The 21,737-nt window shown below is 53.1% G+C and carries 20 protein-coding genes; 9 read left to right on the top strand and 11 right to left on the bottom strand.

What is annotated here, in order from left to right:
• The first annotated feature begins 1 nt into the window (after position 1).
• Complete coding sequence (locus EC840_RS04000; RefSeq protein ID WP_132964036.1) at positions 2-1,021, top strand: bile acid:sodium symporter family protein; 1,020 nt, start codon at positions 2-4, stop codon at positions 1,019-1,021.
• Positions 1,022-1,086: 65 nt separating this feature from the next.
• Here the strand turns inward: EC840_RS04000 and add are convergent, their stop codons facing one another.
• The 3 genes from add to malX form a co-directional block, all read right to left on the bottom strand.
• The gene (add, locus tag EC840_RS04005; protein ID WP_129638217.1) at positions 1,087-2,085 is read right to left on the bottom strand and encodes an adenosine deaminase; all 999 of its coding nucleotides are present in this window, start codon (positions 2,083-2,085) and stop codon (positions 1,087-1,089) included.
• A gap of 115 nt (positions 2,086-2,200) precedes the next feature.
• On the bottom strand, positions 2,201-3,388 hold the full coding sequence (locus EC840_RS04010) for a MalY/PatB family protein (protein WP_132964037.1): 1,188 nt from the start codon (positions 3,386-3,388) through the stop codon (positions 2,201-2,203).
• Between the two features lie 61 nt (positions 3,389-3,449).
• Entirely contained in the window at positions 3,450-5,063 is a 1,614-nt protein-coding gene (malX, locus tag EC840_RS04015; RefSeq protein WP_132964038.1) for a maltose/glucose-specific PTS transporter subunit IIBC, read from the bottom strand.
• Positions 5,064-5,329: 266 nt separating this feature from the next.
• On the opposite strand from malX, the gene malI reads away from it, so the two are divergent.
• Complete coding sequence (malI, locus tag EC840_RS04020) at positions 5,330-6,361, top strand: Mal regulon transcriptional regulator MalI (protein ID WP_132964039.1); 1,032 nt, start codon at positions 5,330-5,332, stop codon at positions 6,359-6,361.
• Here the strand turns inward: malI and EC840_RS04025 are convergent.
• The gene (locus EC840_RS04025) at positions 6,358-7,272 is read right to left on the bottom strand and encodes a LysR family transcriptional regulator (protein ID WP_129638220.1); all 915 of its coding nucleotides are present in this window, start codon (positions 7,270-7,272) and stop codon (positions 6,358-6,360) included. The genes malI and EC840_RS04025 overlap by 4 nt on opposite strands.
• A 252-nt stretch (positions 7,273-7,524) precedes the next feature.
• On the opposite strand from EC840_RS04025, the gene EC840_RS04030 reads away from it, so the two are divergent.
• Entirely contained in the window at positions 7,525-8,130 is a 606-nt protein-coding gene (locus EC840_RS04030) for a cysteine dioxygenase (protein ID WP_132964040.1), read from the top strand.
• On the top strand, positions 8,123-9,748 hold the full coding sequence (locus EC840_RS04035) for a rhodanese-like domain-containing protein (RefSeq protein WP_132964041.1): 1,626 nt from the start codon (positions 8,123-8,125) through the stop codon (positions 9,746-9,748). Before EC840_RS04030 ends, EC840_RS04035 begins: the two co-directional genes overlap by 8 nt.
• A 43-nt stretch (positions 9,749-9,791) precedes the next feature.
• Here EC840_RS04035 and EC840_RS04040 read toward each other — a convergent pair whose 3' ends face one another.
• Entirely contained in the window at positions 9,792-10,058 is a 267-nt protein-coding gene (locus EC840_RS04040) for a DUF3811 domain-containing protein (RefSeq protein ID WP_015697358.1), read from the bottom strand.
• 260 nt (positions 10,059-10,318) lie between these two features.
• Complete coding sequence (locus tag EC840_RS04045) at positions 10,319-10,690, bottom strand: protein YebF (RefSeq protein WP_112287020.1); 372 nt, start codon at positions 10,688-10,690, stop codon at positions 10,319-10,321.
• 220 nt (positions 10,691-10,910) lie between these two features.
• On the opposite strand from EC840_RS04045, the gene EC840_RS04050 reads away from it, so the two are divergent.
• Positions 10,911-11,810, top strand: a complete 900-nt coding sequence (locus EC840_RS04050) for an NAD(P)-dependent oxidoreductase (RefSeq protein WP_129638223.1) — start codon at positions 10,911-10,913, stop codon at positions 11,808-11,810.
• 157 nt (positions 11,811-11,967) lie between these two features.
• Positions 11,968-12,981, top strand: coding sequence for an isopenicillin N synthase family oxygenase (locus tag EC840_RS04055; RefSeq protein ID WP_132964042.1), 1,014 nt, complete (start codon positions 11,968-11,970; stop codon positions 12,979-12,981).
• 11 nt (positions 12,982-12,992) lie between these two features.
• Here the strand turns inward: EC840_RS04055 and EC840_RS04060 are convergent, their stop codons facing one another.
• From EC840_RS04060 to EC840_RS04070, 3 genes are all read right to left on the bottom strand, one after another.
• Positions 12,993-14,042, bottom strand: coding sequence for an HlyD family secretion protein (locus EC840_RS04060; protein WP_132964043.1), 1,050 nt, complete (start codon positions 14,040-14,042; stop codon positions 12,993-12,995).
• Between the two features lie 48 nt (positions 14,043-14,090).
• Positions 14,091-15,833, bottom strand: a complete 1,743-nt coding sequence (locus EC840_RS04065) for an MFS transporter (protein ID WP_132964044.1) — start codon at positions 15,831-15,833, stop codon at positions 14,091-14,093.
• 189 nt (positions 15,834-16,022) lie between these two features.
• Entirely contained in the window at positions 16,023-16,481 is a 459-nt protein-coding gene (locus EC840_RS04070; RefSeq protein WP_120163891.1) for a MarR family transcriptional regulator, read from the bottom strand.
• A 200-nt stretch (positions 16,482-16,681) separates the two neighbouring features.
• Here EC840_RS04070 and EC840_RS04075 point away from each other — a divergent pair, with 200 nt between their 5' ends.
• Both EC840_RS04075 and EC840_RS04080 read left to right on the top strand, forming a co-directional pair.
• Positions 16,682-17,095 carry a VOC family protein gene (locus EC840_RS04075; protein ID WP_112287025.1) on the top strand — a complete coding sequence of 138 codons (414 nt, stop codon included), beginning with the start codon at positions 16,682-16,684 and terminating at the stop codon, positions 17,093-17,095.
• Positions 17,096-17,279: 184 nt separating this feature from the next.
• Positions 17,280-18,713 carry an L-fucose/L-arabinose isomerase family protein gene (locus EC840_RS04080; RefSeq protein ID WP_132964045.1) on the top strand — a complete coding sequence of 478 codons (1,434 nt, stop codon included), beginning with the start codon at positions 17,280-17,282 and terminating at the stop codon, positions 18,711-18,713.
• A gap of 133 nt (positions 18,714-18,846) precedes the next feature.
• On the opposite strand, the gene gap is transcribed toward EC840_RS04080, so the two are convergent.
• Entirely contained in the window at positions 18,847-19,857 is a 1,011-nt protein-coding gene (gene gap / locus EC840_RS04085; RefSeq protein WP_132964046.1) for a type I glyceraldehyde-3-phosphate dehydrogenase, read from the bottom strand.
• Positions 19,858-19,935: 78 nt separating this feature from the next.
• Complete coding sequence (locus EC840_RS04090) at positions 19,936-20,913, bottom strand: GlxA family transcriptional regulator (RefSeq protein ID WP_132964047.1); 978 nt, start codon at positions 20,911-20,913, stop codon at positions 19,936-19,938.
• A 217-nt stretch (positions 20,914-21,130) separates the two neighbouring features.
• On the opposite strand from EC840_RS04090, the gene EC840_RS04095 reads away from it, so the two are divergent.
• The gene (locus EC840_RS04095) at positions 21,131-21,736 is read left to right on the top strand and encodes a transglycosylase SLT domain-containing protein (protein WP_112287029.1); all 606 of its coding nucleotides are present in this window, start codon (positions 21,131-21,133) and stop codon (positions 21,734-21,736) included.
• Position 21,737: the final 1 nt, after the last annotated feature.

Consider the following 21,737-nt stretch of genomic DNA (forward strand, 5'->3'; position numbering starts at 1 on the left):
CATGTCCTGGTTACAACGTCTGAAAATCGACAAATTTTTGCTGATCCTGGTCTGTGTCGTCGTCGTCGCTTCATTTTTCCCGTGTGAAGGGATTTATAAAACCTTCTTCGGCTACCTGACCACGGCCGCTATCGCGCTGCTGTTCTTTATGCATGGGGCGAAGCTTTCCCGTGAAGCCATTATGGCGGGGATCAGCCACTGGCGCTTGCATCTGGTGGTGTTCCTCAGCACCTTCGCGCTGTTCCCGTTGCTCGGTCTGGGCATGAAATGGCTGGTGCCGGTGGGTATTTTGACGCCGACGTTGTATTACGGTTTCCTGTATCTTTGCGCACTGCCAGCGACCGTGCAGTCGGCGATTGCTTATACCTCAGTGGCGGGCGGTAATATTCCGGCGGCGATTTGCAGCGCGTCGGCATCCAGTATTCTCGGCGTATTCCTCTCGCCGGTGCTGGTTGGCTTGCTGATGCACACGCAGGGCGGCACCAGTGACACCTTGCACGCCATCGGATCTATCGTTTTACAGCTGATGGTGCCGTTTATTATCGGACATCTGTGCCGTCCGCTGATTGGTGCGTGGGTGCAACGTCATAAAAAAATCGTCAATGTTACTGACCGTTCTTCGATACTGTTGGTGGTTTATGTGGCATTTAGCGCTGCCGTGGTTGAAGGGATATGGCACCAGATCGACGGATGGTCACTGCTGGCGATCCTCGGTTGTTCGATTGTGCTGCTGACGATTGTGCTGATCATCAACACTTACGTGGCGCGTCTGTTTGGTTTCAATACCAAAGATGAAATCACCATTGTGTTCTGCGGTTCGAAGAAAAGTCTGGCGAACGGTATTCCGATGGCGAATGTGCTGTTCCCGGCGGCGGCTGTGGGCGCGATGGTGTTGCCACTGATGATTTTCCATCAGATCCAGCTGATGGTCTGCGCGGTGCTGGCTTCGCGTTATGCCAAACGTGTGGCGCGTGAAGAAGCTGAAGCGGTAGTGAAGAAAGAAGAAGTTAAGCCGGTTTAACCCGCTGAATAAAAAAGAAAAGGGCGGGAATAGTATCCCGCCCTTTTTTGTTGCTTAAAAAACAGTTACGCGGACACTTTATCGCGAATAGCCTGCTTCTCAGTTTCAGTCAGGAACGCCATAGTCAGGCCATTCTTTTGCGCCTGACGGATTTCTTCCTGAGTCAGACCAGCAGCTGGCGCGGCAACGTTATATTCGTTGGCAATCTCGATACCCTGAACAGCCGGGTCATCGGTATTGATAGACGCCAGCACGCCATGGCGCAGGAATACTGCCAGCGGGTGGTTTTCGAAAGACCCGACGGTGCTGGTCTGAATGTTTGAAGTCAGACAGGATTCGATACCAATCTGGTGCTTCGCCAGGAAGTCCATCAGTTCAGGGTCTTGCGCCGCTTTCACGCCGTGGCCGATACGTTCTGCACCCAGTTCACGGATAGCCTGCCAGATGCTTTCCGGACCTGCCGCTTCACCGGCATGAACGGTAATGCGCCAGCCCGCGTCACGTGCGCGGTTAAAGTGGCTGAGGAACAAGCTGCCCGGGAAGCCCAGTTCATCACCGGCCAGATCCAGTGCGGTAATGCCATCGCGGTGCGCCAGCAGGCCTTCCAGCTCCTGCAGACAGGCGTCTTCACCAAAAGTACGGCTAAGAATGCCGATCAGACGCACATCGATATCATGATGTTGCTGACCTTCGCGGATCCCTTCAATCACCGCTTCCACCACGCCCGCCACCGGCAGTTTGTGGTTCATCGCCATGTAGTAAGGGGAGAAACGCAGTTCGGTGTAATGCAGACCGGCACGCGCGGCATCTTCAACGTTCTCTTTAGCAATGCGACGGCAGGCATCCAGATCGCCCAGCACTTTGACGCCCCAGTCGAGTTTTTGCAGAAAACTCACCAGATCCGGTTCGGTATGCATCACCTGCACGTGCGGGCGCAGGGCTTCGAGTTCATTGGCAGGCAAGGTCAGATTAAACTGACGTCCTAAATCGAGAATGGTTTGAGCGCGGATGTTGCCATCAAGGTGGCGGTGAATATCGGTCAGGGGAAGGCGTGTGTCGATCATGGTGTGCACTCATTATTATTGAAATGTGCGGGGCATTATAACTGTAGAATCACCCTGAATGAAATGTTGTTGCGCAACTAAGCTCCTCCCCTTCGCAGGGGAGGGAGCTGCACGGTTATTGCTGCAAGTTTTTTATCGCGCGGATCAAAGCCTGCACACCGGCCTCTACCTTCGAACGCGGGCAGCCGACGTTCAGGCGCAGGAAGCCGTTGCCTTCTTCGCCGTAGGTATAACCCGGCATGATCGCGACTTTTTGATGTTCGATCAGCTCATTTTGCAACTGTTTATCGTCAAGTCCCAGCGGACGCAAATCAATCCACGCCAGATAGGTGGACTGCGGCGGTTGCCAGTTCAGTTGCGGGAATGCGGCATTCAGCTGGTCGGCGACGTAACGCAGGTTGGCTTGCAGGTATTCACGCAACGCATCCAGCCAGGGTTCACCGTGATGATACGCTGCCACGTGGGCGTGAACTGCCAGCACCGCCGGAGACGATAACCCGTCGCAGGCTTTCAGCTGATGCAGGTAAGTTTCGCGCTGCGTCTTGTGGCTGATCAGCCCGTAAGCGCCGGTCAGCGCAGGGATGTTGAAGCTTTTCGAGCCTGACGTCAGTAATGCCCATTCTCCGCACGCCACTTCATTCCACGGCGTATGCTGATTGTCGCCCCAGACCATATCCATGTGGATTTCATCACTGATCACCCGCACGTTGTGACGTTCACACAGATTAGCGATCAGCGTCAGTTCTTCGCGCGTCCAGACTTTACCGGTCGGATTGTGCGGGCTGCACAGCAACAGCAAGGAGCAGGCCGGTTGCGCCAGCAGGTTTTCCAGATGTTCAGCATTCAGCGACCAGTCGTTACCGTTTTTGATCAGCGGACAGGCCAGCATCTGGCGCTGATTGCCATCCACTACTTTGAAGAAGGCGTCGTAGGCGGGCGTAAATGTCACCACGCCGTCACCCGGCTGGCTCCACTGGCGGATAAGTTGCGCAACCATATAAATCACTGACGGGCCATACACCACCATGTCAGTGTCAATCTGGCTGTTAAAACGCTGCTGATACCAGTGCGCCACCGCGCCAAGAAAATCGTCATGATGCCAGCGGCTGTAACCGAGAACGCCGTGTTGCATGCGTTTTTGCAGCGCGTCGAGAATGCACGGCGCGGCGGGGAAATCCATGTCTGAGATGGTAAAGGGCAACAGGTCGGCGCTACCAAAACGGTCGGCGACATAATCCCACTGGGTACACCAGGTGCCATGACGATCGGTCACGGTATCGAAATCAAAAGAAGCTGAGGACATTCGTTTCACTCCCTGAATAAAGCAGAAAAGGGCGACATAAGTCGCCCTGTTAATCAGAATCTTACGCGGTGACCGGTTCCGGTGCGCTGTGACTGGCCGCGGTGCGGATCAGGTAATCCAGCTCATCTTTCACCGACTGCACCTGCGGGCCGATAACCACTTGCAGGTTGTGCTCGTTAAGATGCACGACACCAATTGCACGGTTAGCTTTCAGCGTAGCATCGTCAACCAGTGACATATCCGCAACCGAAAGACGCAAACGGGTGATGCAATTATCCAGTGAAACGATATTACCGGCACCGCCCAGTGCGCTCAGAATAACCGGCACGTTGTAGCCAGATTTGCTGGAAGACGGTACGGCTGCTGCGGCTGGCATATTCTCAGATTCACGACCCGGCGTTTTAATGTTAAAGCGCGTGATGGAGAAACGGAAGATTGCGTAGTAAGCCGCGAACCAGATAGCGGCCACCAGCGGCACCAGATACCATTTGGTCGCTGTACCGTGCAGGATACCGAAGACCACGAAATCAATGATGTTGCCATCAGTATTACCGATGGTTACACCCAGAACCGACATGATCGTGAAGCCCAGACCGGTCAGCAGTGCGTGGATAACATACAGAACCGGTGCCACGAACAGGAACAGGAATTCGATCGGTTCAGTCGTACCGCCAACCACACAAGCCACAACGCCGGAAATCAGCAGGCCTTTAATTTTATGACGGTTTTCTGGTTTCGCACAGTGGTACATCGCCAGTGCCGCACCCGGTAAGCCGCCGAGGAAGGCTGGCATTTTACCCTGAGACAGGAACTGCGTCGCGCTTTCAGAGAAACCGTGAGTGGTCGGGCAGGAAAGCTGCGCCTGGAAGATAGTCAGTGCGCCGCTCACTTCGCGACCGCAGACATCCAGCGTGCCGCCTGCTTCAGTGAAGCGGATCAGCGCAACCAGAATGTGATGCAGACCGAAAGGTAACAGCAGACGTTCGCCGGAACCGAAGATCATCGGACCAAACACGCCCGCGCCCTGGATCAGACGGCCAAGACCGTTGATCCCTGCGGCAAAGAAAGGCCAGATCAGCGGGATAATCAAACCAACCAGACCCAGCACCACGGTCGTCACGATAGGGACGAAACGGGTACCGCCGAAGAACGCCAGTGCATCCGGCAGACGGATGGTGTTGTAACGTTCATGCAGGATGTAAACGATGATACCGACGATGACCGCGCCCAGAATACCGGTGTCGATAGACTGGATCCCGAGGATCATCTGAATGTTGTTGGCTTTCAGAACCGCCGGATCCGCTGTCGGCAACGTGCCGTTAGCGGTCAGGAAGAAGTTGATGGCCAGGTTCAGCACTGCGAAACCGACAAAGCCGGAGAACGCGGCGACACCTTTGTTTTCACGCGCCATGCCCAGCGGGATAGCGATAGCAAACATCACCGGCAGGAAGCTGAACGCGAACGAACCGACCTTGCTCATCCAGACGAAAATCAGCTGCAGAACCGGATTACCTAAAGCAGGCAATAACGTCACCACGTCGTGGCTGCTTAACGAACTGCCGATACCCAGCATGATGCCGCAGAAGGACAGCAAGGCGACCGGCAACATGAAGGTTTTCCCTAAGCTTTGGAAGAATTCCCAAAGTGTGACTTTTTGTTTTTTACTGGCAGGCATACCCGCTCCCTGAGTTGTTTTATTAAGCTGTGTTTTGATGGCGGCTAAGATAAAACGTTTTACCTAATTAATACGTGTTGTACTTCACACTATTCGATCATGCCCGCACTGCAGTGGTAAAGTGGAGGTTAAACGTTTTACTCATTACATCGAATTAGGTATAACTGTCTGACCACGCTAATTTTTCCTGCGGTAGAATTCCGGGGGGATGCAGCGGACGGGAAAGGATCCCGTTTCATGGAGTTTGATATGAACGACAATGTCTGATGAATCATAAAAAAATAACCATTATCGATGTGGCGCAGCATGCTGGTGTTTCGGTCACCACCGTTTCTCTGGTGCTCAGCGGCAAAGGGCGGATCTCTCAGACCACAGCAGAGCGGGTGAACCGCGCCGTGGATGAACTCGGTTTCGTGCGTAACCGTCAGGCCAGTACGCTGCGGGGCGGTGAATCCGGGGTTGTCGGGCTGATTGTGCGCGATATCTGTGAGCCGTTTTATGCCGAAATGACCGCGGGTCTGAGCGAAATGTTTGAAGCGCAGGGGAAAGTGTTATTTCTGCTGCAAAGTGGTTCAACCGGCAAAGGGCTGATGCGCTGTTTTGTAACCCTACTCACGCATGGCGTGGACGGCATTGTGATCGCCGGCGGGGTGAATTCAGTCGCAGGTCTGAAAGAAAGAGCCGAAGAGCAGGGCGTGCCGCTGGTGTGTGCCGCGCGTTCAGGCGGTATTGAAGGTATCGATGTGGTGCGCCCCGATAATATGCTGGCCGCAAAAATGGCCACGGAATATCTGATCAAGCATGGTCACAAACAAATTGCTTATCTTGGCGGCGAAAGCCATTCGTTAACCCGCGCGGAACGTCTCGGTGGTTTCTGCGCCACGTTATTACAGTACGGCCTGCCGTTTCGCAGTGAATGGATTATCGAGTGCGATTATCAGCAAAAATGTGCGGCCGATGCAGCAGAAACCTTGCTCTCTCACTACCCGAAAATCAGCGCGATTGTTTGCCATAAATCGTCTGTCGCTCTGGGCGCTTACTTTGGTGTGTTACGCACCGGCGCTGAAGTCGGCGGCGGGGCGGTAGACAGTTTTTATCAGCAGAAAATCGCCCTGATCGGCATGGAAGACGCGCCTGAATCTGAACTGACCGAACCGCCGCTGACGTCGATTGCCAACTCAGCCCGTGAAATTGGTCATGCCACGGCAAGGCGTCTGCTGCTGCGGATCGGCGGACAAAATCTTGAAGCACAAAACATCATTGTGCCTCCGGCGCTGGTGGAAAGGGAATCCGCTTAGCAGGTTGAAGGTTTATGCACGTCTGCCAAATCTAATCCTTCTGCAATCGCTGCCGCAAACGCATCGATTGCAGGGATCTGACTGGCCGGGACATTCGGATAGATAAGCCACAGCTGACTGCGAGGGGCGAAATCTTTCAGGGCATACAATTCCAGCTGATCGCGCAGCGCGTGGTGTTCAACCAGAGCGCGGGGCATCAGTCCCAGTCCGCGACCTTCAGCGATCAGCGATAACTGCAACGTCGTTCCAAACGCTTCGAGATTAATCAGCAGCGGCAACCCTTGCTCGGTCAGCGCACGTTGTAACGCGGCACGAAAACCACACCCCTGCGGATTCAGGATCCATCCGCGCTGATAGCAATCCTCCAGTCTCTGCGGCAAAGCCTGCTGATCCTTCGGTCCGACAACCACCAGATCCACCGCGCCCAGCGGTTGATTTTCCACACCTTCCGGAAACTGTTTGCTGAGCGGAAACAGCACGACGGCGGCTTCAAGCTCCTGGCTCTGCACGCGCAATAACAGCTCCTCGCCCCAGCCGCTCGACAAACGTGGCTGGATCTCCGGGAACTGCGATGAGAGTTTTTTCAGTGCCGGCAGCAGACTGCTTTCGCTCAGGCTTTGTGGTACCGCAAGACGCAGCAGGCCGGACGGCGGGCTGTCGGCGGCAACCAGATCGGTCAGGGCATCCACTTCGCGCAAAATATGACGGCATTGCTGATAAACACGGTTGCCCATCAGCGTAGGTTTCAGCGGTTTGGTCTGGCGGTTGAGAAGCGCAATGCCCAGCGATTCTTCGAAATTCTGTACCCGGCGGGTAATGGCCGGTTGCGTCAGCCCCAGTTCATCGGCAGCGAGGCGGGTGGATTGCAGGCGTATCACTGCCACAAAAGCAGTCAGGTCTTCAATTTTCATCAGCACTCTTTATGTAATTGGCTCGCTTAATTGGCCATTTCTACGGGCATTTTCTTGCCCGACATCGTCATTGGTCAGTCAGGCAGAATAAATCAATTTTAAGCGGGAAGCTGGATCCTGCTGCACATTTTTATGTGTGATTTGCATATTAGCTTATCCATAAAATGAATTTTGGTTGTGTTTCGCCGGTGCTAGCCTGTGGTGATAACAGTGCTGAGTTGTCTCTGATGAGACAAAGAGAAGAGGAAAGCCATGACAACATTACAGGTCGCGCCGCTGCGGCAATTTCTGGCGGATTTCACGCGGCTGGTGCAGGAACCGCACGGGCAGACAGAAATTCTGGCGCGGGGAAGTCGTCTGCTGGGCGAACTTATCCGCCATGACAGCTGGCTGCCCGACGAGTTTGCACAACCGCATCCTGAGCATTATCAGCAATATTTGTTGTACGCCGATCCGCTTTCGCGTTATTCCGTCGTTAGCTTTGTCTGGGGGCCGGGGCAAAAAACGCCGATTCATGACCATCGTGTCTGGGGGCTGATTGGTATGCTGCGGGGCGCGGAAATCAGTCAGAACTATGCGCGTCATCCCGATGGCTCACTGCAACCGGAGGGTAAACCCGTCACCCTGCAAGCGGGTGACGTCGAGAAAATTGCGCCGAATGTGCTGGATATTCATCAGGTGAGCAATGTTTACAGCGACCGGGTGTCGGTCAGTATTCATGTTTACGGCGACAATATCGGTGCGGTATCGCGGGCGGTCTATCTGCCTGATGGCACTGAGAAAACCTTTATCTCCGGCTATTCCGGTTCCTGTCTTCCCAATATCTGGGATCTGTCCAAAGAGAAAACTCATGACTGATTTGCATGCGTGGCCATTGCGCCATTTTTCCGGGCTGCATGAAGCCCTGCGCGAAGGGCAGGAAGTGGCACTGATTGATGTGCGCGAGGAAGCGGCATTTGCTACCGGACATCCGCTGTTTGCCGCTAATCTTTCACTGTCGAAGCTGGAACTGGACGTGTTGGATCGTATTCCAAATCGTCGCACGCCGATCACGTTGTACGACAATGGCGAGTTTTACGATGAGGCCCGTGGTGAGCGTAAAGCAGTGCGTGCCGCTGAATTTCTTAAGTCGCTGGGTTATCAGGATATCGCTTTGCTGGCTGGCGATCTGGCAGGCTGGCGTGAAGCTGGCGGCGAAATCTTTATTGATGTGAATGCGCCAGGTAAAGCCTTTGGCGAATGGGTAGAACATCATTACCACACGCCATCGCTGACCGCAGAACAGGTGCAGGCGCTGCAACAGCAGGGCGCAAACATTGCAGTGCTGGATGTCCGGCGCTTTGACGAGTTTCAGACCATGAGTATTCCCGGTGGCGTCAGCGTTCCGGGCGGAGAACTGGCGCTGCGTCTGCGCGATGTAGTGCCGGACGAAAAGACACATATCGTGATCAACTGCGCCGGACGCACCCGCAGTATTATCGGCACGCAGTCGCTGATCAATGCCGGAGTTAAACAGCCGGTGACTGCCTTACGCAACGGAACAATTGGCTGGACGCTGGCAGGTCAGGCTCTGGCGCATAATCAGCTGGCGCATTTTCCTGAACTCAGCGAAAGCGCCAGAACATTTGCCCTGAAAGGCGCGCAGGCTCTGGCGATTCGGGCTGGTGTACGCTCTGTGACGTTGTCACAAATTCATGACTGGCAGCGGGATGATTCGCGCACGCTGTATCTGTTTGATGTGCGTACCGCTGACGAATTCCGCGCCGGTCATCTGGCTGGATCACGCCACGTCCCTGGTGGTCAGCTGGTTCAGGAAACCGATCACACGGCGAGCGTGCGCGGTGCCCGCATCGTGCTGGTGGATAATGACGGTGTACGCGCAAGGATGGCGGCTTCGTGGCTGGCGCAGATGAACTGGGAAGTGTATGTGGCCGATGTTCAGCCGGATGATCTGAATGAGCAAGGCGACTGGCAGGCACAGGTGGCGCCCGCTCCGGCGGTTGAGTCGGTTAAACCCGAGCAACTGCTGAACTGGCTGAGCGACGAAAACACCGGGGTGCTTGATCTGACCACCAGCGCCAACTTCCTGAACCGCCGTATTCCCGGTGCTGTCTGGACCACACGTGCTGACATCCCGCAGATTATCGCTGCACAGCCTGAAAAACAGCGCTGGGTGATCACCTGCACCAGCGGGTTACTGGCACGTTACGCTGTCACCGAAGTAACGGCACTTACCGATAAAGAGGTATATCTGCTGGAGAAGGGAACGGTAAGCTGGATTGCGGCCGGGTTGCCTCTGGAACGCGGTGAATCGGCGTATCTGGACAATGCGCAGGATCGCTATAAGCGTCCGTATGAAGGAACGAATGTCAGCCCGCAGGTCATGCAGGATTATCTCGACTGGGAATATGGTTTAGTCGCGCAACTGGAGAAGGACGGGACACACGGTTTTACGTTATTAGCGGGTCAGGCTTAACGCTGTGGCCTCTGCGTGAGGAACGCAGAGGCTGCATTAATACTTAACGGCGGCCGCGCGGATGGGTGCGGGCTGTCCAGTCATAGGTTGCGGAGGTACTTGGAACGGCTTTATTACGACGCTTTTCAGCACGGGCTTTAGCAGCCACTTTTTCTTTTTCTGCCATCAATGTATCGATGTAATCATCTTTGATTCGGTTATTTTCCGAATTCGTCAGCTCACGGCCCTGTGCTTTACGGGCTTTATCCAGCAGAGTTTTCAGCTCACGCTGCTCGCTTTCCGTCATATCTTGTTGAGTCAGTCTTTTCATGGTTACTGCATCCTGTGAGGAAAGTGGCTACCAGTGTAGTCGAATTACGTCCCCGAGTCGCTGCAGGCGCTGACTTTATCTTTGTTACCGTTCTGACGTCGGTGCAGGACAGAAAATAAACCCTTCTGATCTGATGGGAATTACTCCGATCAATAAGGGGATCCCGATGATCGGCGCTGATCTTTCGTTTGATCAACGGCATAAAGCGATCCCCTGCATCAAGTTACCGGACGACGTTGCTTTCAAAACCCGCTAAACGACTATTCGACGGTGGAATACTTCACATAATGGTTGGAGCAGTTGAAGTGTGCGACATAACCCAGCGTGCCATTCGGGCCTTTAGCGCTGAAGGGAATGTTGTAAGTCCCTTTGTCTTCTTTCACATCATCGCTGATAAAGTTCAGAACCGGCACGGAAGTGCCCATATTGTCTTTATCATTTCCCCAGTTCGGAATGCGGTTTTCCATGTAGTCACGGGTCACCGTATCAATGGCGTTATCTTTGGTTATCTGAGCACAGGCGCCTTCAGTTGAACGCTGCATCCACCACGGATACACATAGACGGAACCCAGCATCAAAACCATCAATACGAAAATGACTGAAATGATCCCGATTAAAACGACTTTACTCATAATGCTTGTTACTCCTGAAAATTATCAGTCAAATCATAAGCTACCCGGATAAATCCCGGTCACGCCCGAGCATGAAAGCGCGTATGTTACGCCACTTAGTCAGCATAGGTTAAGTAATATCAGCCTTTCTGTTGCATTCGCTTACAGAACCCACTATCGCAGCCCAGACCTGTGATGTTAGCCTTTTTACATTATTGATTGTTATCACAAGGAGTAAGGCATGAGTCAGCAAACCGATTCGCAACAACCTGTCGTCGCCGTGCTGGGACTGGGTGCAATGGGGCATGCATTTGCCGCAAACCTGATTAAAAAAGGATTCACCACCCGCGTGTGGAACCGTACCTCTTCCCGTGGTGATGATTTAGTGTCAGCTGGCGCGGTGCGAGGACAAACCCCGCGTGAAGCGGTACTTGGCGCGGATGTGGTGATCACCATGCTGTCTGACGGGGCAACGTCGCTGGACGTGTATCAGGGCGATAATGGTCTGCTTGCCGGTCTTAAACAGGGCGGGATTATTGCCCAGATGGGCACGCTGGGCGTCGAAGGTACCGAATCTCTGATTGCACTGATTAAGGCGCAGCGTCCGGATGTCATCTTCTTTGACGCACCGGTTTCCGGTACCAAGGCGCCGGCCGAGCAGGCGCAGATTGTGGTACTGGCCAGCGGCGATCGCGAAAAGGGCGCTGCGGTTGAGCCGGTCTTTGACGCTATCTCTAAGGCGACCAAATGGCTGGGCGAAGCAGGGCGCGCCTCGAAAATGAAGCTGGTCGTTAATGCCTGGCTGATTGCCATGATGGAAGGGATTGCAGAAAGTACGCAACTGGCAGAGGAACTGGGCTTCACTACAGATGACCTGTGGAACGTGCTGGAAGGCGGGCCTCTGGCGGCGCCGTATATTAAAGGCAAAATGGAGATGTTCAAAAGCGGCGATTATACCCCGCAGATGCAGCTGACCTGGGCGCTGAAAGATATCAATCTGGCGATTGAAGCAGGCAGTCAGCTCGAACTGCCGGTGATGAAGCGCATCAGTCAGACCTGGCAAAGCGCCGTTGACGGCGGTTATGGCGATCAGGATCTGGCAGTGGTGTATCGCTACCTTGGCAGCAAATCGTCTGCGTAAATCCTCCCTCTGGCTCACGGAAGAGCCGGTAATTTCCGTATTTTTGCGGGATTTTTTTTCATAACCTCACAATATAAACCAGACCATCTGGCTATTGGTCACCCGTTCTGACGTTGTGATAGCGTTGAATGCTGTTCCTGTCACTGCGGAGTTCGCGATGAGCCAGACTGTTACCTCTATTCCCCTGATCGACTTCAGCCAGTTTTCGGGTTCGCCTGATCAGCGCGACGCGTTTCTTTCACAGTTGCGCTATGCCGCCCGGGAAATCGGTTTCTTTTATCTTAAAAATCACGGTGTCGATGCGCAATTGCTCCGTGCGGTGCAACGGGTCTCGCGCGAATTCTTTGCGTTGCCGGAAGAAGAAAAACTGTCGGTGGCGATGATCCACTCTTCGCATTTTCGCGGCTATAACCGTGCCGCCTCGGAAATCACACGGGGTCAGCCGGACTGGCGCGAACAGTTTGATCTCGGTGCCGAACGTCCGAAACTGCCGGTCAGTGACAACACCCCGGCATGGGCACGATTGCAGGGGCCAAATCAGTGGCCCGCCGCGCTACCCGAACTGCGGCCGTTGCTGCTGCACTGGCAGCAGGAAATGACAGCGATGTCATTACGACTTCTGCGCGCCTTTGCGCTGGCGCTCAGACTCCCGGAGGACGCGTTTGATCCGCTTTACGGCGAAAAACCCAATGAGCACATCAAGCTGATCCGTTATCCGGGACGTTCAGAAAGCAGCGGGAACCAGGGCGTGGGCGCGCATAAGGATTCCGGATTTCTCAGCTTTTTACTTCAGGATCAACAACGCGGCTTGCAGGTTGAAGTCGAGGAAAATCAGTGGGTAGATGCGTTACCGGTGGCAGATACGCTGGTGGTGAATATTGGCGAACTGCTTGAACTGGCGACTAACGGCTATCTGCGTGCCACCGTGCATCGCGTGGTTTCGCCACCCGCCGGAGCAGAGCGGTTGTCGCTGGCCTTTTTCCTGGGGGCTCAGCTGGACGCCGTGGTGCCGCTGTTTCCGTTGCCTGAGGATCTGGCAAAAGAGGCGCGGGGTGAGGCCAGCGATCCGCTCAACCCGCTATTCCGCGACGTTGGTTTCAATTATCTGAAAGGGCGGCTGCGCTCACATCCCGACGTAGCGCAGCGTTATTATGCTGATATTACAGGCTGAGCCTGATGGGCTCAGCTTTCTGGTGCCTGTGAAGTATCGACGCTGACGACGGTCGACATGCCCGGCCGGAGTTGATCACTTTGCAGCTGTCCGGGTTCCAGTTCGATACGCACGGCGATGCGTTGTGAAATCTTGGTGAAATTTCCCGTTGCGTTGTCGGCTTTCAGCACGCTGAACTCTGAACCCGCTGCGGGAGCAATCCTCACCACATGCCCCTTAAAAGCGTGATCGTTAAGGGCATCAACGGTGAATGATGCTGGTGTCCCGACCGCCATGCCCGCCAGCTGGCGCTCTTTGAAATTGGCGGTCACCCAGACCATTTTCGGGGTAACCGAAGTTAACTGCGTGCCGGCGCTGACGTATTGTCCCAGCCGCGCACTCACTTCACCCAGTTGGCCGTCAGAAGGCGCCACAATCTGCGTATGTTGCAGGTTGATTTGTGCGACTTCTACCCTGGCCTGGGCGGCTTTAAATGCGGCGGCCAGCGACGCTTTATTGGCATCCACCAGTGCCAGACTCTGGCGGGCGATATTGACCGATGCGCGGGCTTTGGCCACGTTTGCCTGTGCGGTCAGCAATGCTGCATGAAGTTCGTCGCCGGTGGTTTTGGAAACCAGCCCTTTCTCCAGCAGCGGGCCGTTACGGCCGGTATCCAGCGTCGCTTTGCTTTGTGTGGCCTGTGCACTCTGCAGCTCCGCTTCAGCCAGTTGCAGGCTGGCCGCGCCGGAAGCCCGGTTTTGCTCGAAGTTCTGCAACGTCACCTGAGCCTGCGCTGCCGCGGCTTGTGCCTGCAGAAATTCCTGGCGATAAGTGCTGTCGTCGATAACAAACAGCAGGTCACCTTTTTTCACCGGCATAAAATCCTGTACTTTCACATCGGTGATATAGCCGGAAACCTGCGGGCTGAGCAGGGTGACATTGCCGCGTACGTAGGCGTTGTCCGTCGATTCGACCTGAGAATTAAACGGAAATAACTGCCAGCTGTATAACACAATCATGACCCCGATAATCCCGAGGCAAAGCACCACCATAATGGATGGATAACGAAATATATTTTTCATCAGTTTTTCCGTTTCACTCTTTTTGATTCATCAGCAAAAGCCCGTTATTTATGCAACAGCCTCAGCGGCTGCACGTTTTTTTGTCTGGATCCTTCCGACCCAAATATGTGCGCAAAGGACGGCAAAACAGCCCAGCGACATATAAGAAACCACCATGAAAACATCGTTGTAAGCCAGCAGTCCGGCTTGTTGTGTGACTTTCTGGCTGAGAAGGGCCAGACCTTCAGCGTTGAGCTGGTTGCCATCGTTTAAGACCGGTTTCAGCAGGTGGCTGTATTGCGCAATACGTTCGGCAACCAGCGGATTTTGCAAATTGATATGTTCCACCAGTGCGGCTGAGTGAAACTTTTCCCGCAGGATCTGAATGGTGCCCAGGAATGCGCTGCCTACCTGCGCACCGACGTTTTGCGTCGAGAGAAAAACCAGCACAAAACTGATGATCTGACTTTGCCCGAACTGCAACGCGCGGACAAAACCGAGCCACAATGAGGTCGGCAGGAAGATGGCACCGGCAAACGCGATCATTCCCTGTGTCAGGTAAAACTGTTCGGGGCGGGTGTCCACCGTCGAACTGGCATCCATCAGCGAGGCAATGCCGATCAGTGCAATCGAAAAAAGATGGATGTAAACAATCCGTTTGGCTTTATGAATGATGCTGACGACAACCAGCCCGGCAAACGTTGCCGCCAGGATCACCAGGAATAAGGTCACCAGCTGATCATTAAGCAGTCCAACCAGATTCAGAAATCCCACCATACCGGTGGTTTGCTCTGACAGCAGCATTCGCACGAACAACATGGAGCCGGTAAACAGCAACATCTCCGGCGTCATCAGCCAGCGCAAATCAATGATCGGGTTCTTACGTTTTAACTCGACCATAAAAGAGAGTGTGAGCGCGATAATACCGACCACCAGCACTTCACCAATCCAGTCTTTTTCCTGCCACCAGTAATAACGACCCATAGTCAGAACTACTGACATACAGGCCACTGCGGTGGCGATCAGCGGATAACTTATCCAGTCGGTACGCTCAAATACTTTCACCCGCGGCGGGTGAGTCAGCGGCAAAATCCAGATGATCGCCAGGCAGATCAGCGACAGCCCGGATTCCAGCGTGGTCAGCTGATGCCAGTGCCCGAGATCAAGCAGATGCGGTGAAATTATGCGGGATACCGGCAGGGCAATCTGGCTTCCCGCCAGACCAAAACACAATCCGGCGGTCAGCTTTTTGGCCGGGGGGAAGATTTCAAACATATAAAACAACGCCAGCGGGCCGAGCGATGCCATCGCAAAACCCATCACCGCGCGCACGGCCAGCGCGGTCTGGAAATCATGCGTAAAGGTTTGCGCCATAGACGCCACGGCAAAAAACAGCAGCCCGTATTCCCCGAAGCGGCGAAAACCAAACTGTGTGCGAATTTTATAAAGCAGGATCGTGCCGGTCACGCTGGTCGCCGTGTAGGCCGCCACCAGCCAGTAACTTTCAACGTTGGAAATACCCAGCGACCCCTGAATTCCCGGCAGATTTGAACTGACCAGGTTGATGCCCAGCCCCTGGGTCATACCGATAATCAGAGATGCCAGTGCATACACTGCAATACGCAGACGCGGATACTGCAAAAGCCAGGTGCTGACCTGAACCGCAAAAGGGTGATGTGTTGACGGCGGAACCGGCGGTGCAGTCTCTGTTTTCGATGAGGCGGCTTCTGGTGGAACTGTTTGTGGTGATGCATCCCGTGTTGATAATTCACCGGCATCCTGCCGGACATCTGAATCAGAACGCGTCGTCATCGTTATGCCTTGTAAGTCATTACCTAACTAGTTTGTAGCTTGCTACATAATGTAATAAGACGTGTCATACGTGTCTAGTTCAATTATTCATATCAGTGATATTTACAAATGCAAATAGCGAATAACTAATCAGTAACGAAAGTAATTAATTAAAAAGGAGGGAGATAACGGGAAGGAGTAAAACGCCACTTACAATGCGGCGATATTGGCGGTGATACAGGCGAGAACGCCGCGGGCGATATCCACGTTTTCAGGCGGAATGCCTTCCATCACGCTGATAAGAATATCATCGGTCATGCTGCGAACCTGATTGGCAAGTTCGGTGCCGGCTTCTGTCAGCTTAATGTCTTTAGAACGACGGTCGGTTTCACCGGGGCACCGTTCCAGCAAGCCAAGCTCAGCCAGACTGTCGAACAGGCGGATAGCGGTTGGGTGTTCGACTTCCAGCAGCGAGGTGAGTTCACCCTGAGGCAGGCGGCCATTGGCGGCTTCCAGATGTAATAACACCTGACCGCGGGCCAAAGTCAGGCCAATAGTTTTGAAGCGGGCATCACAATAGGTACGCAACTGGCGACCAATATGAATGGTCTCCGGTAAAAAACGAACGGCGGGAGAGGTTGCTTCCGGGCGGCGGCGTAATGTGGTCAAAGGTTCCTCACTGTCGGAGCGTAAGCAGGTTTTAGTCGCGTCAGAGTAGCACGATGGGCAACATTTACCAGAAAAGGGAGGGCGCTGTTAACATTTTGAGACAAGTGGAAGCAGGATCTAAGCAAAGTATTCAAAAAGTATTTATTCTGTCAGCAAGGTCTTTTTCATAATCACTTTCATCCCTCTGACGGAGAATAACGATGCAACCAGTCATCAATATGATCACCCTGGGCGTTAAAGATTTAGCCATCGCTACGGAATTTTATCAGCACGGACTTGGCTTCCCTAAAGTGGTCATTGATTCTGACGGCGTCAGTTTCTTCGAGTTAGCCGGTGCCTGGTTGTCATTATTCCCCTGGGAAGAACTGGCAAAGGATGCGCAGGTCAGCGCTGAAGGACAGGGTTTTCGCGGTATGGCATTAGCACAAACCGTCGCCAGTGAGGCTAAAGTGGACGCGGTATTAGCGCAGGCAGTGAAAGCGGGCGGCAAACTGATCAAACCCGGACAAAAAGTCTTCTGGGGCGGATATTCGGGGTATTTCGCCGATCCGGACGGACATCTGTGGGAAATTGCTTATAACCCGTTTATGCAGATAGGGCCGCAGGAAGAATGATTTCTTCTTTTCCCGGCGCTGACAAGCGCCGGGGTGCGTTGCAGTGGATTGCGATCCTGCTTCCAACTTTTTAATTTAATGTTTTTATTGCCACTCCTCTTTTGTTTATGGCCTTCACGCAAAGGTTCAATGTCATCTCTCTCCTTAGACTCCTCCTCAACGTGTTATCAGCTGAGGAAAAACTATGCGCAATTCACGACCGCTCAACGCAGCCTTGTTCGGGATAGGGCTTAATACCTACTGGCCACAATTCACCGGACTGGAAGCACGACTGACAGGCTATCTCGGGCGAATTGAGCAGCAACTTACTTCGCCGGAGATCCTCATTCATAACGGCGGGCTGGTCGACAGTGTGGAAAAAAGCGACACGCTTGCCGCTGAACTGAAACAGGTTTCTCCGGACGTCATTATTATTGCCATCAGCACTTACGCTCTGAGTTCAACAGTGTTACCGCTGGTGCAGCAATTTCAGGTTCCGGTGCTGATCCTGGCTCTTCAGCCCGAACGAAATCTTCCGTATCAGGTTATCAGTGAAATGACCGATCGCGGGGCGCGCACCGGTGAATGGCTGGCACATTGCCAGGCATGCAGCGCGCCGGAACTGGCCAATGTGTTTAACCGTGCGGGCATTGCATACGAGATGATTGTCGGCGCGCTGAATAATGACCCGTATGTCTGGCAGCAAACACAGCAATGGCTGACCGCGATTGGCGTAAAAATCCGGCTGGGCAAAAGTACGGTGGGAGTACTGGGGCATTATTACAACGGCATGGTGGATGTGTATTCCAACATGACCAATCTTTCAGCCAAATTAGGTGTCCGCTTTAAGCCCCTCGAGATGTGCGAGCTAAACAGTTGGCGTGAGCAGGTCAGTGATGCGCAACGTGAGGCGAAACAGAAGGAAGTCGGGAGAAGTCTCCGCACAGATACCAGTTGCGATAAAGCCGAGCTCGAAAGGGCAGTGACGACCGCCGTCGCGCTTGACCAACTGGTCGATAATAACGGGCTGGATGCACTGGCCTATTATTATGAAGGGGCGCCGGGCAATGCTTACGAGAACATCGTGACGTCGGTGATCCTCGGCAATACGCTGCTGACGGGGCGCAATATTCCCGTTGCTGGTGAATATGAAATCAAGAACGTTATCGCCATGAAAATCATGTCGCTGCTCGGAGCGGGGGGATCGTTCTCTGAACCTTATGGCATTGATTTTGATGATGATGTTGTGCTTTGGGGACACGACGGGCCAGCTCATCCGCTGATGGCAGAAGGTGAAGTGCGTCTGGTGCCGTTACCTGTCTATCACGGCAAACCGGGGAAGGGCATTTCTATTCAGATGAGCGTGCGTAAAGGCCCGGTAACGTTCCTTTCTGTCATCGAAGACATCAATAACCGTGTGATTTTACAATATGCCGAAGGGGAGTCGGTGGAAGGAGAAATCCTGGATATCGGGAATACTAACAGCCGTTACCGTTTCCCATTGTCAGCGCGGGAATTTACGAAAGACTGGTCATGCGGAGGAGCAGCACATCATTGCGCGATAGGGATCGGACATCAGGGCGAAACAATTGAGAAACTGGCGACATTACTGGGCGTGGTAACACAGAGGATTTGTTGAAACATTAACAGGAATAGGTATTTTAGTTACAACATACAATATATAGCTTTTAATAACGGTGACCGTCTGTTAGCCATAAAAAAACACCGCCATACGGCGGTGTCTGTCATTATTCTTGCAGGAAAAAAGGGAATTATAGACCCCGTTTTTCCATCAAAAGAGCCAAATCGACCAGACGGTTTGAGAAGCCCCATTCGTTATCATACCAGGCGAGGATCTTCACCAGTTTGCCGCCAATCACCAGCGTAGAAAGCCCGTCGACGATAGAAGAGCGCGGGTCGCCGCGATAATCGCTGGAAACCAAAGGTTCTTCGCTGTAACCCAAAATTCCTTTCAGAGGGCCAGATTCAGCCGCCTTACGGAATGCGGCATTGATTTCCTCAACAGTGGCTTCACGTTTCAGATTGACCGTCAAATCAACGATGGAAACCACAGGGACCGGCACACGCAGTGAATAACCGGTCATACGGCCATCCAGTTCAGGAATGACTTTACCGATGGCTTTTGCCGCGCCGCTGGAATAAGGAACAATAGATACGGCCGCCGCACGGGCACCGCGCAAATCTTTTTCCGGCTGGTCATGCAATGCCTGACTGTTGGTATAGGCATGTGTGGTATTCATCAGGCCATGTTCAATGCCGAATGTCTGATGTAAAACCTGCGCCGCAGGAGCCAGACCATTAGTGGTGCAGCTACCGTTACTGACAACTTTATGTTTGGCCGGGTCATACTGGCCATCGTTTACGCCCATCACAATCGTGATGTCATCGTTTTTGGCCGGTGCGGAAATGATGACGCGTTTAGCACCACCTTGGGTGATATGAACTTCCGCTTTTTCTTTCTCAGTGAAGAAACCAGTGGCCTCAATGACGATGTCAACGCCCACGCTGCTCCATGGAATAGCCGCAGGATCTCTTTCAGAAAATACGCGGACAGTTTTGCCATCAACCAGCAACTGACCTTCGTCAGCTTTCACGTCTGCCTGTAAGGTACCGGAGAGAGAATCATATTTAAGAAGGTGAGCGAGGGTTTTGCTGTCAGTCAGGTCGTTTATAGCGACAACCTGAAAATCATCGCGACCGAGCGCAGCACGCAATACGTTACGTCCAATCCTGCCGAATCCGTTAATACCAACTTTGACCATGATGAACTCCTTAGTTATCTGACGTAGAGTTAATCTAATCTGAAGAAGGTATGGCGTAAATGACAACAATAGATCTATTTACGCCAACACGCGTGAGCAAAAACGTTCTCTGTATTCTGTAGGAGTCAGTTGTAAGTTTCTCTCAAAGACACGACGCAGATTAAGGCCGCCACCAAATCCCGTTGTGAGTGCAATTTGCTCTACGCCTTGTGTGGTTTGTTCAAGAAGCTGCCTTGCAGCATTGAGGCGTACTTCTTCGACATATTTCGCCGGTGTAATCCCCGTTTCACGGGTGAATACCCGGGTAAAATTACGCGGGCTCATTGCCACGCGCCCGGCCAGTTCTTCAACAGATAAATCGCCGGTAAGATTTTCCGGCAACCAAGCCTGAAGCTCGCGGATAGGGCCATCGCTGGCCTGATTCAAAAGATAGCGGCTATATTGCGCTTGTCCACCAGGCCGGCGGAGAAACATCACCAGATTTTGTGCGACGTTTCTGGCAACGCTGAAGCCGTGATCATCTTCTACCAAGGCCAGGGTGAGATCGAAACCTGAACTGACACCGCCGGATGTCCAGACTTCACCGTCCTGAACGTACATCGGTCCGCGTTCGACTTTTACCTGCGGAAATTTCGCCTGCAGGGTATCAAGCAGCCGCCAGTGTGTGGTGGCATGACGGCCATTGAGCAGACCGGCCTGAGCCAGCAACATCGCACCGCCACAAATTGACACCACCCGCCGCGCGTGGGGTGCCGCGTTTTTCAGCCAGTTAACAACGCTTGAGCCTTCTTCTTCAGTCAGACCTTTACCGGTGATAATAATCGTGTCACGGGGTTCTGTCGGATCGAGATCACACAGCCGGTGGTCGGCCAGCAGGTTCAGACCTGAAATACCATGAACGACACGGTGCGATTGCGTGGTGGCCACGGCGACCTGATAAGGCGAACTTTGGGGATTACCGGGCAGCAGCTGATTGGCCTGCATCAGGATATCGACGATACCTGCCGCTTCAAATAACATGCCCCCGTCAGGAACGATAACCAGAATGGTTGTCATGGCTTTAAATATACCTTTCATACAAAATGAGTCAGATTTGAGTTTAGCAAATAACAACGTTTTACGGCAGTAAAAAGCGAAAGCAGGGCGCAGATGCCCATTCTTCCATGTCTGTCACAGGTTTTCGGGTAAAAAAAACAGATTTATGCATGATCCTGAGGGATGATATCGGTATCTTGTCAGTGCTGAGACTCACTTATTTAAACCGTGGAAATTCATGATTTCTCTACTAAAAAAACCTTTCAGACTCAGTATGATTATCATGCTGATGATTTTGGCTGGCTGCTCGAGTAAGCCGAAATATAAGAAATACGATACGCATGCCTATGATGATGAAATTGAAGATGCTGCTGACCAATATAAGGTCGATAGAAAACTCGTTAAGGCTATCATCCAGGTCGAATCAGGTTTTAATCCCGAAGCCGTAAGTCGTTCAAATGCCATTGGTTTGATGCAACTTAAAGCATCAACCAGTGGCTGTGATGCTTACCGCTATAAAGGCAAACGCGGCTGCCCTGATGATGATGATTTGCTGGATCCGGAAACCAACATTGACCTCGGAACCGCATACATCAGCGCATTGCAGCGTCAGCAACTAAACTGGATCAACGATCCGCTGACACGCCGTTATGCAACCGAAGTGGCTTATGCAAATGGTGCGGGCGCATTATTGCGAACATTCTCTGCTAATCGCCAGACCGCGATTCAGATGATCAATCAGCTGACGCCCGAAGCGTTTAACTGGCATGTCCGGCAGTATCATCCGGCTCCACAGGCACCGAGATACATGGCCAAAGTCGAGAAGGCTTATGCAGGTTTATAGC

Source organism: Rahnella sp. JUb53 (assembly GCF_004346065.1).
Taxonomy (GTDB): Bacteria; Pseudomonadota; Gammaproteobacteria; order Enterobacterales; family Enterobacteriaceae; genus Rahnella; species Rahnella variigena.